14 protein-coding genes are annotated in these 13,942 nt (G+C 55.3%); 6 read left to right on the plus strand and 8 right to left on the minus strand.

Annotated elements, in window-relative coordinates; genetic code table 11:
- Window positions 1-416: 416 nt before the first annotated feature.
- From N8E88_RS20710 to N8E88_RS20740, 7 genes are all read right to left on the minus strand, one after another.
- Entirely contained in the window at window positions 417-1,448 is a 1,032-nt protein-coding gene (locus tag N8E88_RS20710) for a peptidoglycan -binding protein (RefSeq protein WP_262295300.1), read from the minus strand.
- Window positions 1,448-2,470, minus strand: a complete 1,023-nt coding sequence (locus N8E88_RS20715; RefSeq protein WP_262295301.1) for a MotA/TolQ/ExbB proton channel family protein — start codon at window positions 2,468-2,470, stop codon at window positions 1,448-1,450. The genes N8E88_RS20710 and N8E88_RS20715 overlap by 1 nt, the downstream gene beginning before the upstream one ends.
- Before the next feature lie 209 nt (window positions 2,471-2,679).
- The gene (locus tag N8E88_RS20720; protein ID WP_262295302.1) at window positions 2,680-3,471 is read right to left on the minus strand and encodes an inositol monophosphatase family protein; all 792 of its coding nucleotides are present in this window, start codon (window positions 3,469-3,471) and stop codon (window positions 2,680-2,682) included.
- Window positions 3,472-3,504: 33 nt separating this feature from the next.
- A complete protein-coding gene (gene efp / locus N8E88_RS20725; RefSeq protein WP_106719145.1) occupies window positions 3,505-4,068 on the minus strand; it encodes an elongation factor P in 564 nt (187 codons plus the stop codon).
- 146 nt (window positions 4,069-4,214) lie between these two features.
- A complete protein-coding gene (locus tag N8E88_RS20730; protein WP_262295303.1) occupies window positions 4,215-5,378 on the minus strand; it encodes a M20 aminoacylase family protein in 1,164 nt (387 codons plus the stop codon).
- Between the two features lie 93 nt (window positions 5,379-5,471).
- Window positions 5,472-6,530, minus strand: coding sequence for a tetratricopeptide repeat protein (locus N8E88_RS20735; RefSeq protein WP_262295304.1), 1,059 nt, complete (start codon window positions 6,528-6,530; stop codon window positions 5,472-5,474).
- Window positions 6,531-6,534: 4 nt separating this feature from the next.
- On the minus strand, window positions 6,535-7,191 hold the full coding sequence (locus N8E88_RS20740) for a thiamine phosphate synthase (protein ID WP_262295305.1): 657 nt from the start codon (window positions 7,189-7,191) through the stop codon (window positions 6,535-6,537).
- A 217-nt stretch (window positions 7,192-7,408) separates the two neighbouring features.
- Between N8E88_RS20740 and N8E88_RS20745 the strand changes: the two genes are divergently transcribed.
- From N8E88_RS20745 to ruvB, 6 genes are all read left to right on the plus strand, one after another.
- Complete coding sequence (locus N8E88_RS20745; protein WP_262295306.1) at window positions 7,409-8,182, plus strand: sulfite exporter TauE/SafE family protein; 774 nt, start codon at window positions 7,409-7,411, stop codon at window positions 8,180-8,182.
- A 129-nt stretch (window positions 8,183-8,311) separates the two neighbouring features.
- Window positions 8,312-9,508 carry an OpgC family protein gene (locus N8E88_RS20750; protein WP_262295307.1) on the plus strand — a complete coding sequence of 399 codons (1,197 nt, stop codon included), beginning with the start codon at window positions 8,312-8,314 and terminating at the stop codon, window positions 9,506-9,508.
- A gap of 351 nt (window positions 9,509-9,859) precedes the next feature.
- Window positions 9,860-10,393 carry a protease adaptor protein RcdA gene (locus tag N8E88_RS20755; protein WP_262295308.1) on the plus strand — a complete coding sequence of 178 codons (534 nt, stop codon included), beginning with the start codon at window positions 9,860-9,862 and terminating at the stop codon, window positions 10,391-10,393.
- Window positions 10,394-10,467: 74 nt separating this feature from the next.
- Window positions 10,468-10,995 (plus strand): crossover junction endodeoxyribonuclease RuvC, encoded by a 528-nt coding sequence (ruvC, locus tag N8E88_RS20760; RefSeq protein WP_262295309.1) that lies wholly within the window; start codon window positions 10,468-10,470, stop codon window positions 10,993-10,995.
- Window positions 10,992-11,609: a Holliday junction branch migration protein RuvA gene (ruvA, locus tag N8E88_RS20765; RefSeq protein WP_262295310.1), complete on the plus strand. Its 618-nt coding sequence runs from the start codon at window positions 10,992-10,994 to the stop codon at window positions 11,607-11,609. The genes ruvC and ruvA overlap by 4 nt, the downstream gene beginning before the upstream one ends.
- 40 nt (window positions 11,610-11,649) lie before the next feature.
- Window positions 11,650-12,690, plus strand: coding sequence for a Holliday junction branch migration DNA helicase RuvB (gene ruvB, locus N8E88_RS20770; RefSeq protein WP_262295311.1), 1,041 nt, complete (start codon window positions 11,650-11,652; stop codon window positions 12,688-12,690).
- Here the strand turns inward: ruvB and N8E88_RS20775 are convergent, their stop codons facing one another.
- A complete protein-coding gene (locus tag N8E88_RS20775) occupies window positions 12,691-13,875 on the minus strand; it encodes a glycoside hydrolase family 5 protein (RefSeq protein ID WP_262295312.1) in 1,185 nt (394 codons plus the stop codon).
- Between the last annotated feature and the right edge of the window lie 67 nt (window positions 13,876-13,942).

The raw sequence follows: 13,942 nt of genomic DNA on the forward strand, positions 1-13,942 counted from the left end.
GAAAGTGGGGAAGGACGGCGTGTCAGCGGGCGGGCAACGGACCCAAGCGCTGGCCCACCTGTTCGTCTTCGGAGGTCAATCTGCGCATTCCAGGCAGATATTGCCTCCATTGTTGACGCCAACGCCAATCGTGCGGACACTGCACCGACGGCGACGATGGGCCCGGACTCCAGGCGTTCATCCACTCGCCCTTCGGAACAAGCAGAAGCTGGCCGGCAGGGGGAAAACGTTAGCGGGCGGTCTTCGGATCGCATTATTTATCTACCAAGACGCGCTTCGACGACCGCCCGTCTTCCCACAATGCAAAACAATGGCCAGACTCTGATGAGGGCGTGGCAACGGGAAAGCACACCCGGTTCTTTGACATGATGGACACAGATTTACGGGAAAGAGGGTGCCCGTACGTAGTGAGCGCTCTAGCGTTCAGTCAGTTTCAGCTCAATACGGCGATTGCGGGCTCGTACTTCAGGTGCTACCCCCGGTTCAAGCGGTTGGAACTCGCCGAAGCCCGCGGCGACAAGGCGATTTGCCGGAACACCATTGGCGATGAGGAATTTGACGACCGAAATGGCGCGTGCCGACGAAAGCTCCCAATTGTCTCTGAATTGACCGGTCCCGGAAAGAGCGACGTCGTCCGTGTGGCCATCGACGCGCAGAACCCAGTTGATGTCATCAGGAATTTCCTTCTGCAGATCGAGCAAGGCGGCTGCAAGCTTCTTCATCTCATCGGAACCGGCCGGATTGAGGATCGCTGTTCCTGACGGAAACAGCACTTCCGACTGAAAGACGAAACGGTCGCCGACTATGCGGATGTTCTCCCTGTCGGAAAGAATTTCACGCAGACGGCCGAAAAAGTCCGAGCGATAGCGATTAAGCTCCTGCACGCGTTGCGCGAGAGCGACGTTGAGCCGCTTGCCGAGGTCGGCAATCTTGGCGTTCGATTCCTTGTCACGCGATTCCGATGCGTTGAGCGCCGCCTCGAGGGCACCGATCTGTTTGCGCAATGCCATGATCTGTTGATTAAGAATTTCGACCTGCGAAAGTGCGCGAGCGCTGATCTGCTTTTCGTTCTCAAGCCCGGTCGACAGCTCAGTAATCTTGCCCTCCGCCGCCGCCCCGGCGCCAGCGCCTTGGGAAAGCAGTGACTGAAGCCGCGACTGCTCATTCTGCGCGCTCGTCAGTGAAGCTTGCAAATTGGCGATTGTATCTTCGAGATCCTGCTTGTTGCCCTGTTCCAGCGATAAAAGCTGTGTAAGCTCGTTGATCTGCGAGTTAAGCCGATTGAGTACCGCATCCTTGCCGGTAATTTCCTGGCTCAAGAGAAACTGTGCAAGCACGAATACCGAGAGCAAGAACATGATCGACAGGAGCAGCGTCGACAGCGCGTCAACGAAGCCTGGCCAATAATCGACATGGCGAATGGCTTTGCGGTTACGACCCAGAGCCATCAGTTTGCCTTGTCGCGAGCGATAGCATCGCCCAATTTGGCGAGCGTCTGACGAATGGCCTTTTGCTCGTCGGACTGTTTTTCCACCCAGTCGCGCATCATCTGCTGCTCGGAACGCATGTTCTTCACAAGCCCCTGGATGCCTTCGGCAAGGCTCGCCAAGGCGGCAGTCGTACGTTGGCTCGATCCGCCGGTCTCCTGGATGTTTTGCAGGCGTTCCGCCAAGGCCCGCAATTCATCGGAGGCACCACTGCTCGCGGCATCGAACGCATGCAGGTCGGAACCAAGATCCGTGACACTTGATAGCCAGTTTTCCAACTCGGTGTAGAAGCGGTTTTGAGCCCGACCAGCCTGCAAATCCAGAAAACCAAGTATGAGCGATCCGGAAAGGCCAAAGAGCGAGGAGGAGAACGCCGTGCCCATACCGCGGAGCGGAGATTGAAGTCCGGCCTTCAGTGAGTCGAGGACGCTATTGGCATCGCCAGCCCGCGGGTCAAGCGACTGGATAGTCTGGCCGATGGAGCCGATCGTTTCAAGAAGTCCCCAAAATGTTCCCAGAAGACCGAGAAACACCAGGAGGCCGATGAGATAACGGGAGATATCACGGGTTTCATCAAGCCGCGCAGCGATAGAATCAAGCATGGAGCGCATCGCGCTGGTTGAAAGCGCCATGGATTGGCGTCGCCCGATGAGGGCGCGCATCGGCGCGAGCATGATTGGCTTGGCATTTGGATCATTGTTGCCCTTTCGGAACGAGTTGACCCAGCGAACCTCAGGAAACAACCGGATAACCTGGCCAAACCCAAGGAGGATGCCCACGACAAGAACGCCGACAATCAAGCCATTGAGACCGGGATTGGTGGTAAAGAAGACCGATATCTGGCGAAATAGAATGGCAGCAAGAAAGGCAACGATCGCCAGAAAGATCGCCATCGATAAAAGCACGAACCGCGGGCTGGAGAGCCGGTAAGGATCAAAATCATCGCCGTCCATACCCTGGCGGGTCGAACTGAAATCAGCCATCGTGTCGTCTCCGCATCGCAATCCGGTGCACCTAACAGATGCACAATGAACATAAAATCACTTTGCCTGCACGCTTTTCGCGCAAGTCAAATCGATTTCTGCGACCCTAACCGAAATTATGGTGAAATTGAAAGGTGCCCGAAAGGTTGAATTTGCTCCCGTTTGAGCAAAACTCCGTTGTTGTTCCGGACATGCAACAATTGCGACGATTAGATTGGCTTTTTCAAGGTCTTAAGAAGAGCACGTTGGATTGCCTCATTACCCGCGATGATAGCTTTACTATCGATCACGTCTTGCTCGCCATCGAGATTTGTGACGAAGCCTCCAGCCTCACGGATCATGATGATACCGGCGCCAATATCCCACGGTGAAAGACCTTCTTCCCAGAAGCCGTCGAGACGGCCCGCCGCTACATAGGCCAGATCGAGAGCGGCGGCGCCCATGCGGCGGATACCGGATACTTCGGCCATGACGTTGCGCATCTGCAAAAGGTAGTTGCCGTGGTCGCCGCGACCGAGGTGGGGAACGCCGGTACCTATGACGGAGTCAACCAGTTTGCTGCGCCCTGAAACGCGCAGCCGGCGGTCGTTGAGAAATGCCCCGCCGCCGCGCTCTGCTGTATAGAGCTCGTCCATGGCCGGATTGAAAATGACGCCGGCCACGATCTGGCCCTGACGTTCCAGCGCAATCGAAACGGCAAAAATCGGAATGCCATGCAGGAAATTGGTGGTGCCGTCGAGTGGATCGACCAGCCATCTGTGCTGGCTGTCACTGCCCTCGACAACGCCTGATTCTTCCATCAGGAAGCTGTAGTCAGGACGGGCCCGGCGCAGTTCGGTATAGACGATTTCTTCGGCTTTCTTGTCGGCCTGGCTGACATAGTCGCCAGGTCCTTTCAACGAGACCTGCAAGTTCTGTACTTCGCCAAAATCGCGAGCGAGCGAGCGGCCGGCTTTCATAGCAGCCTGCACCATTACGTTGAGAATCGCTGAACGCGCCATTTCGGTTTATTTCTCCATCAATTCAAAATTAGCTTAGTCGGCGCGGCGAACATAAGTCAGTTCGTTGGTATCAACCACGATACGTTCTCCCGACGAGATAAAGGGGGGCACGAGAACGCGAATGCCGTTTTCCAGAACTGCAGGTTTATAGGAAGACGCCGCTGTCTGACCCTTGACGACCGGGTCGGCTTCGGTGATTGCCAGCGTTACATAGTCTGGAAGAGAAATGCCGATCGGGCGCTCGTCGTAGAGCTCGACCGTGACCATCATACCGTCCTGAAGGAAGGCGGCGCGATCACCAACAAAATCTTTTTGCAGTTCAAGCTGTTCGTAACTGTCGGTATCCATGAAAATCAATGCTTCGCCCTGCTCATAAAGGAAGGAGAAATCTTTCTGTTCAAGGCGGACCTTCTCAACGGTCTCGGCAGAGCGGAAACGCTCATTCAGCTTCGTGCCATTGATGAGGTTTTTCAGTTCCACCTGATTGTAAGCGCCACCCTTGCCGGGTTTGACATGATTGGTCCTGACAGCAACCCAGAGGCCGCCATCATGTTCGATCACGTTGCCTGTGCGGATTTCATTGCCGTTGATTTTCATTTGTCTACTCGGATTTGTGTTGGATACCCGCGCCAGTCATGCGGCAGCGGTCAAGAATGGCGCTCCAAGACCACAAATTCGTGAAATAGGCAAGAGTGAGCACAAAAAACAGCCATAAGGCGTTCTACCGATTTTTGCCGCAAGGCTCAGGCGGCCAACGCCGTTTCCGCCAATGAGACCCAGTAACTGATGCCATAAGGGATCGCGTCATCATTGAAGTCATAAGCCGAATTGTGGAGGCTCGCAGTATCGCCGTTGCCGATAAAGACAAAGGCGCCGGGCCGTTTCTCCAGCATATAGGAGAAATCCTCAGCGCCCATCACTGGCGGCATGTCTGATATCACAGCAGCGGTGCCAACAATCGTTTGGGCGACGCCGATAGCGAAATCGGTTTCCCGCGCATGGTTGAACGTCACGGGATAACCTTGATGATAATTGACTTCTGCCTTGCCGCCAAAGACCGCAGCAGTCGATTCAGCGACTTCGGTCAGCCGTTGTTGCGCGAACGCACGGACTTCCGGAGAGAGGGTCCTTACTGTACCGCCAAGCTTGATGACATCCGGGATGACATTGGACGCGTCGCCTCCATTGAGCTGTGTCACGGATATGACAAGCGAATTCAGAGGATCGGTCTCACGGGAGATGATTGACTGCAGGGCGAGAATGATGTGGGCGGAAATCACCACCGGATCGACGGTCGCTTGAGGCTTTGCCGCGTGACCGCCTCGCCCCGTTACAATTATCTCGAACTCGTTAGTTGCCGCCATGATCGAACCCTTGCGCGTAGCGAATTGACCAATCGGGAGCCCGGGCGCGTTATGCATGCCATAAACTTCGCTGATCCCGAAACGCTCCATCAAACCATCGTCGATCATGGCAAGCGCGCCAGCACCGCCTTCTTCAGCAGGCTGGAAAATGACAGCGATCGTACCTTTGAAGTTACGGGTTTCGGCAAGATACTGTGCGGCACCAAGCAGCATCGCGGTGTGGCCATCATGGCCGCATGCGTGCATCTTTCCGGGTATATTGGATGTCCAGGATTTTCCGCTCGCTTCGGTTATCGGCAAAGCGTCCATATCCGCGCGAAACCCGATCACTGGCCCATCACCATGCCGCCCACGGATGATGCCGACGAGGCCGGTCTTGCCAATGCCGGTCTCGACACTGTCGCAGCCAAAGTCGCGCAGTTTCTCGGCGGCAAACCGCGACGTTTCATGCACGTCATACATGAGCTCCGGATTTTCGTGCAGGTGACGGCGCCATTCGGCGACGTGCTGCTGCATCTCATGAGCGCGGTTGATCAACGGCATTTTTGGATTCCCATCGGCTGGTTGCAGTATCGGTACGTTCCGAAATCTATTGCGCCGATGATCAACGCGTCAACGCGTTGGATCAAGCCCAGTTCACTGCAATTTATTTGCTTCCGCGATTGCGGCTTGGGTCTGACTATCATCAAGGCCAGCCATGAACGATTCAAGCTCCGGATCATTCAGCCCTGCGCGTTTGGCCACGATGTACCATGCCGCAGCCTTGATGAAATCGCCGTCGACCCCAATGCCGTCGCGGTAAAGTTTGGCGAGACGCCCCTGCGCTGCGACATTGCCGCCCGTCGCCGCGCGCAACATCCAGCCGAAACCGGCTTTATAGTTTTTTGCCCCGCCACGGCCCGTAACGAGCCAGCTGCCCAGATCTAGTTGAGCCGTGTCGTAACCCTTCGCAGCGGCTTTCGCCAAATACTGCCGCGCCTTGGCGTCATCTCGCGGAATAGTCAGTGTGCCATTGGCGAGAATCTGGCTGAGCGCATATTCACCATCGGGAAGACCCTTGTCTGCCGCTTTCTGAAACCAGGGATAAGCGTTTTCGACACCTGTGGCGCCTGGCCGTTCTTGTAGCAGGATTTGGCCAAAATTGAACTCTGCCGGAGCATTTCCCGCGTCCGCCGCAGACTTCATCAATTCCTTGGCCCTCTTGGGGTCCTTTGGAGCATATTTTCCCCGGAGAAGAATTACAGCGTAGCGGAATTGCGCTTCTGGTAATCCGTGATCGGCAGCTTTGCCGTACCAGTTTGCGGATTCCTGCATGTTAACCGGGACGCCAAGACCACGGGCCAGAATTTCTGCAAGGAGGACCTGGGCATTTGGATCGCCGGCCTCCGCGCGGGGCAAAGCCAGATTGTAGGCCGTTTTGTAGAGGCCGCGTTGGTACGCGCCAAAAGCGTCGTCTTCCGGACCTTTGCCGAACCGCGTCGGGTTGATCGTATCGAGAGCGGGATCATTGGGTGATTTAGGCTTGGCTTGCTTCGGAGTCGTTTCGGGCGAGGCCGGCATGGCCGGCGCAGGAGTCGTCGTCGGTGCCGCCGCAGGTGGTTGAGCGGTTTGGGCAAGGCCTCCCGCGACCAAAACCGGCATGGCCATCAGTGCGGCCGCAATAGAACAGACGAGCCTTCCTGATCTTGCTCCCATAGAATTATTCCTCAAATTTAGGCGCGTGCGCGTCAAGAAGCCGGTTGGCCTCCCGGACAGCCCCTGCCGGATCTGCTCCATCAAAAACGGCGGAACCAAGAGCGATGAACTCCGCGCCTGTCGCCACGGCATCGAGGATGCTGTCGAGAGTGTTGCCCGCCTGAATGATACAAGGGATTTCAACCATGGATGCCCACCACTCAGCGAGTTCGATGTTGCGCGGGTGCGCTTCAGGCTTATTATCCGCACCGATTTTGCCGAACAGAACATAGTCCGGTTGGGCTTCACCGATTTCCAGTGCGGTATGACGATTCTTGATGTTGCCGGTACCGACGATCATTTTGGGCGAAAAGCGCGTCACATTGGCTGCAATGTCAGCTGCCGCGCCCTCGATATGCAGACCGTCTGCCTTGACTCGTCCAGCGATCTGGGTGTTGCCGACGATAATTGCTGCTACACCGGCGCTCTGGATAATCGGGACGGCAATTTCAGCGAGGGTCTGGAACAAAGCCTCATCCGCTTCATAGGCGGGCAACAATACCGAAGCAACATCTCCGCCGGAAAGCGCATCATCAAGCAGCGTCGCAAGTTCATCCCCGCTTGCAGCCGGAGGGGCGATCAAAACGATACGGCAGCGTCGAGGTGTCGGTTCGATGTTCATGGGTTGCGACCTTCAATCGTTCTTCATAGACCGGGCAATCGTGATGGAATTCGGGCATAGAGGATGGCGGATGGTTTGAACAGACCCAAAGGTTTCGATTTGCCTGGTTGCAAATTCAACATCTTATGTACCAAATCGGAGCATATTTCCAAAAAAGCATTTTTCAATCGTAATGAGCAGAGTTAAAGGAGAAGTACTTCCTGCCGGATCCCCCGCCATGCCCGATCTTCTGATGAACCCGTGGTTCTATGCTGCTGCTGTCCCGGCCACGATTCTGATCGGGCTTTCCAAAGGCGGGCTTGGTGGCGCTATGGGCCAGGTCGGTGTCCCGCTCATGGCGCTGGTCATGCCACCGGTTCAGGCTGCGGCGATCATGCTGCCCATTTTGATCATCATGGATGTTGCAAGCCTCTGGTCGTGGCGCGGCTATCGTGACATGACGACATTGAAACTGATGTTGCCCGGCGGTCTGCTCGGCGTCGGTATTGGCTGGCTCACCGCTTCCATCGTAACTGACGACATGGTGAAGCTGATCGTTGGACTCGTTGCGATCATTTTCTTTGCGCGTTACATCTTCGCAAGCGCGGCGAAGCGCGCGACCTCACAATCTCATAATGGCGCTTCGGCCACGCTTTGGTCGACGATTGCCGGATTCACGAGTTTTGTCGCCCATGCCGGTGGCCCCCCCTACCAGGTTTATACCCTTCCACTGCGGCAGGATCCGAAGATTTATAACGGCACCAGTGTTATTTTCTTTGCCGTTATCAATGCGATCAAGGTCATTCCCTACTTTGCTCTTGGACAATTTGACGCGACGAATTTGAAAGCTTCAGCTGTGCTTGTGCCCCTTGCACCCCTTGCGACATTCGCCGGTGCCTGGATCGTAAAGCGGATGCGGCCGGAAGTATTTTTTCCATTCATGTATGCAATGATTTTACTGATGGGCTTGAAGCTCACCTACGACGGAATTGCCAACTTGTCATATTTTTGAACGAAAGTTGATCGGCGCAATCGCAACTTTTGCCCTATGTCAACATTACTGATCGCAGCCACGAACGAGTCGCTTCCATCGAGGCCGGGAGCGGAATTACCGTACATTGACAGGATATTGGTGAACGCTATGACACAGAACCAGCTCAAACAGCGGGACACCCGTATCGACGTTTTCAGGGCTCTGGCTCTTCTCACGATCTTCATAAATCACATTCCGGGGACGGTTTTTGAGAACCTCACTCACAAGAATTTTGGATTTTCCGACTCCGCCGAGGCGTTCGTGTTGATCTCCGGTATCGCCGTCGGTCTCGCCTATGGTTCCAAGTTCGAATCGGGCAGTCGTCTTCTGATAACGCTCAAGGCGTGGCGGCGGGCTGCAACTCTCTACTGCGCTCACATCCTCACGACGATCGCTACGTTGGCGATTTTCTGTGCCGCAGGCATTTATCTGAAACGCCCCGACTTCATGTCGTTCATCAACATAGGTCCGCTGATGGATCAGCCGGCAAAGGCACTCATCGGCATTGCGACGATGGGCCATCAGATTGGCTACAACAATATCCTGTCGATGTATGGCGTACTGTTGCTCATGCTCCCGATATTCCTGCTGATCGCGAGAATCAGTATTTCTGGCATGGTCGTGCTCTCAGGCATGCTGTGGCTGGTTTCTGGCGTGTACCAAATCGCTCCGCCAAACTATCCGACCAATGGTGTGTGGTTTCTCAATCCGCTGTCGTGGCAGTTCCTGTTCGTTATCGGGATAGCAGGAATCATGCATGTGCGCCGAGGCGGCACCATTGGATTCAACAAGTATTTGTTTGGGCTTTCGGCGGCCTATATCCTGATCGCACTAGTCTGGGTGCGTTGGCCATTATGGGGTGTGGATACGTCATTGGGCCTGCCGACGGTCATCACGGGCTTCGACAAGACATTTCTGTCGTTGACGCGATTGGCCCATGTCCTATCACTCGCCTATGTGGTTGTGTCCGTGCCGGCGATCTCCAATCTGGCCCGTCGCGCCCCAGATCATCCGCTGGCCATCCTAGGCAAACATTCGCTGCCGGTTTTTGTTGCCGGTACGATGCTCGCCATGGTGGCACAGGTCGTCAAGGTCCTGAATCCCGGTGGTTTGCTCGACGACACGCTCCTGATCGCAAGCGGGATCATGGCGCAATTTGCTTTGGCCTATTACCTCGAATGGCTGCCGCGTATAGGTTGGGGCGGACGCCCGGTACAAAAGCCGGTCAAGCCTCAAATTGCAGTTGCCAGCAAGTTGAGGAACGGGACAATGAAGCCGGCGACGAGCCCAGTGGCCTCGCGATAAAATCAACTTTCCTGTTGTCGTTAACCAGTCGTTAAGCATTACAATCTATAAATTGATCATCCAGTTTTCTGGATTCTTACCAAGTGGTTTGGCCACTTTGTTTGACGCCTCCCTGTTAGACTCCTGAGAGCCGCCTCGTTTTTGCGGCTCTTTTTTTATGTTCATATCCAAAGTTTAACCCTGACGTTAACCCTTTATTAAGGATAAACTTGCGCTCCTGTGAGGATGCGGGCAGGTTGCTGGGGACTACTGCTCGCCGACCGTTGTGATACCTCGCTTGCTGTTCCAGTAAGGGAGCACTGCTTTGGAAAAATCGCGGATCGTGGCAGCGCATTTTAGGTGACAGGGCATATGATGACCGAACAGGAATTCCACGTAGACAACACGATAAGGCTTGCAGAGCACATGGTCCGCTCTGAGAGTTTCAATCATCTCTACGATGAAGGCATGAGTCTTGTGGAAGAAGCGGCTTTCTACCTTGATGGCGAAGGCCGCGAGGAGGCTAAACGCCTGTCGCGCATAGCGGCGACGCTTTATGCGGCTGAATCGATGCGGTTGACGACACGCCTGATGCAGGTGGCATCCTGGCTGCTTTTGCAGCGGGCATCCCGTAGCGGTGAGATGACACTCGAACAGGTGCTTTCCGAAAAAGCCAAGGTTCGGCTTGATACCGACTCGGCGCCTGAAACAGTTGTTGGCTGGGATGAAATTCCGCTACCCTATTGCGATATAGTGCATCGCTCGTTGCGCCTGCAGGCGCGCGTTCGCCAAATGGACGATGAAATTTACAATGATGGCGTTGGGGCCGAGCAAAAGCGGGTCTTCTCAACCAATCCTGTGTCCGATCAGATCAGTTTGTTGGCGACTGCATTCGGCCACCGCTAACGACGAACAGATTTGTTTCTCTTTTGTTCACCTTTCTACTGTCAAGATGTGTGACACATGGATAAGGTTCGGGCATGAAAGAAGCGATTCGTATTATCGGAATTGACCCAGGTCTTCGGCGGACAGGCTGGGGCATCATCGAGACGCTGGGAAATTCACTGCGTTTTGTTGCAGCAGGCACAGTCCTTTCAGACGCCAAGCTCGACCTCGCCTCCCGCCTCTGTCAACTCCACGATGGACTTGCCGGTGTGATTCACGAGATGGTGCCGCATGAATCGGCCGTCGAACATACCTTCGTCAACAAGGATGCCACAGCGACGCTCAAGCTCGGTCAAGCACGCGGGATTGCATTGCTCGTACCCGCGCTTGCTGGGCTTCACGTTGCCGAATACGCACCAAATGCAGTCAAGAAAGCTGTTATCGGTGTCGGGCACGGCGAGAAAAAACAGATTCATATGATGGTGAAAGTGCTCATGCCGAAGGCTATATTCGACACCGACGATGCCGCAGATGCACTTGCAGTTGCCATTTGCCACGCACATCACCGGCAAAGCGCAATCGGGCGTATAGCCATCGAACAGAAACTGGCGGCACTCGGATGATCGGAAAGCTCAAAGGTACTGTCGACGAAATCGGCGAGGACCATGTGGTGGTCGATGTGCACGGCGTATGTTACGTCGCCTTCTGCTCGGCCCGGACGCTTTCCAACATGCCGGGGCCAGGCGAGGCGGTTGTCTTGCTCATTGAAACATATGTGCGCGAAGATTTGATACGTCTCTTCGGGTTTGGCACTGCGCTTGAGCGCGAGTGGTTCCGCTTGCTGCAAAGCGTTCAGGGTATTGGTGCGAAGGTTGCGTTGAGCGTTCTCGGAACATTGACACCGTCTGATTTAGCCAACGCTATAGCGCTGCGCGATATCGCGATGGTCAGCCGGGCACCGGGGGTTGGCAAGCGGGTCGCGGAACGCATCGTAACGGAACTCAAAAACAAGGCGCCAGCCTTTGCCGGTGGGGCGATGGGGACGATCGGGCTCAAGCAGGAATTGGGCGAGGGTGTCGCTCCCGCTCCGGTAACGGACGCAGTATCGGCTTTGACCAATCTCGGTTATTCGCGCGATCAGGCAGCGAACGCCATTGCCGCCGCGATGAAGGATGCCGGTGAGGGGGCCGATTCCACCAAGTTGATCCGACTTGGCTTGAAGGAATTGTCACGCTGATGCGGTTGTTTGAACAAGCTGCTTATGCCAAGACACGCAAATGAGTGATGCCAGCCGCCTGATTTCACCGGACAAGCGTGGCGAGGATCTCGATACCTCTCTGCGACCGCAGACCCTTGCCGATTTTGTTGGTCAGGCGGCGGCACGCGCCAATCTGAAAGTCTTCATTGAAGCAGCGAAATCTCGTGGTGAAGCACTCGATCATGTCTTGTTCGTCGGTCCGCCTGGACTTGGCAAAACCACCCTGGCGCAGATCATGGCCAAGGAACTGGGCGTCAACTTTCGCTCGACCTCGGGGCCGGTTATTGCCAAGGCAGGCGATCTCGCCGCGCTTTTGACCAATCTCGAGGAGAACGATGTTCTCTTTATCGATGAAATCCACCGTCTCAATCCGGCTATCGAAGAAATTCTCTATCCGGCAATGGAAGACTACCAGCTCGATCTGATCATCGGTGAGGGACCTGCGGCCCGTTCGGTAAAAATTGATCTCGCCAAATTTACACTGGTTGCAGCGACAACGAGGCTGGGGCTTTTGACCACGCCGTTGCGAGATCGCTTCGGTATCCCTATCCGGCTCAATTTCTATACGGTCGAAGAACTGGAACATATCGTGCGGCGCGGGGCACGGATCATGGGTATCGGCGTCACCGATGACGGTGCGCTGGAAGTCGCTCGCCGTGCACGCGGCACCCCCCGTATCGCCGGACGTCTTCTGCGCCGCGTGCGGGATTTCGCTATTGTCGACGGCAAGGACAAGATCGATCGCGACACGGCTGATTCCGCACTGTTACGCCTTGAAGTCGATTCGCTAGGACTGGACCAGCTCGACCGGCGTTATCTCGCGATGATAGCGCACAACTTCGGCGGAGGTCCGGTTGGTATCGAAACGATTGCCGCCGGACTTTCGGAACCTCGTGACGCGATCGAAGACATCATCGAGCCATATCTGATCCAGCAAGGATTTATACAGCGTACGCCTCGCGGACGCGTTCTGACCGCCAATGCCTGGAAACATCTTGGTCTGAACGCTCCGGCGGATATTATCCAGCAGCAGATCAACCTTTTCCAGCAAGACAGCTGATTACTCGGTTTTTAGCCCGAGACCTTTCAGAATAACCGGATCGAGCACTCGCTGCTTGTCATCGAGTGTAATGCCGAAAGCACCGCCCCATGACCACACCGACCAAGGGAAGCCGCGTTTGCGTGCAGCTTCGGTCATGTCTTTCAAATAGGCAGCGCGCCAGTCTGACGGCATGCGAAACTTCTTCTGATACTCCCTGCGTATCATGCCGAACTCCCCCAGGAAAATGCGCTCGGGGGGGATGCTGTTGTTCTTTCCCCACGCTGCCGCCTTTTCGAATGGTTCATCCAGCGCGGCGAGAACTTCTTTATAGGTAGTCACGCCGCCAGCCATTTCATTGAACCCAACGAGCAGTTCCTCCCTACGCTCCTTGGGGGCTTTGGTCTCGATTGTTTTCCGAACCGCCGTAAGGCGCTCTTCAAATGCTTTTTCGCCCATCAGATCCGGCGGATAGGGCAAGCCTTCGACATAGCTCATGGAATCGCCTGTCCAGTCGGCACCCTGATGCGTCAGGACATAAGGTTCATAGGAATGAAAGGTCCAGATGACATTGTCATCGGCGATGGAAGCGGGATCAACCTTTTCCAGCCCGTACGCACTCGACCAGCAGCCGCCAGACAAAATCAGTGTATGGTTTGGCGCTGCCCCACGAGCAGCCCTATGCAACTGCATCAACATCGCGGGCCATTTAGGGAAAAGCGTGGGATCGCAGTCGATCACCGGCTCATTGAACGGTTCAAACGCAGTGGTTGCGGCATCTGTATCGGACAGCGCCCTGCCGAGCCGACCGACCATCTGCACATATCGCGTGAAGAGTGCTTCGTCAGCCAGGATGTGGTTTGTATCCACCTTGCGATCGTCGCTCGGAATTGAATGAAGATCGACGATCACCTTCAGTCCTGCCTTGTGCAGCATATCGACTGTCTCGAGCGTCTCCGCGACGAGTTTTTTAACGCGAGTTTCCGACGCATCCTCCAGGAAGATTGCGGGATCGATTGGCATACGGACGAAATCAAAACCCGCCGTTCGGATATGCTCCAGATCGCTGATGGTAGTGCCCTGCCGCCATTCGGGGAAATTATCCAGGACAGACACTTCGTCCCAGCGATCAGGCTTGGGCCATGTGGTCCATAGCTCGAGACTGAGACCGCGTTGCATGGTGAAAGTAGTAGCTGATCCAGCCACGGAACCCGCAACCAGACAGAGGAGACAAAAAAGGACTCGCAGCAGTGTGAAAACCAATTCTCCGTAT

The organism is Phyllobacterium zundukense (assembly GCF_025452195.1).
Classification (GTDB): Bacteria; Pseudomonadota; Alphaproteobacteria; order Rhizobiales; family Rhizobiaceae; genus Phyllobacterium; species Phyllobacterium zundukense_A.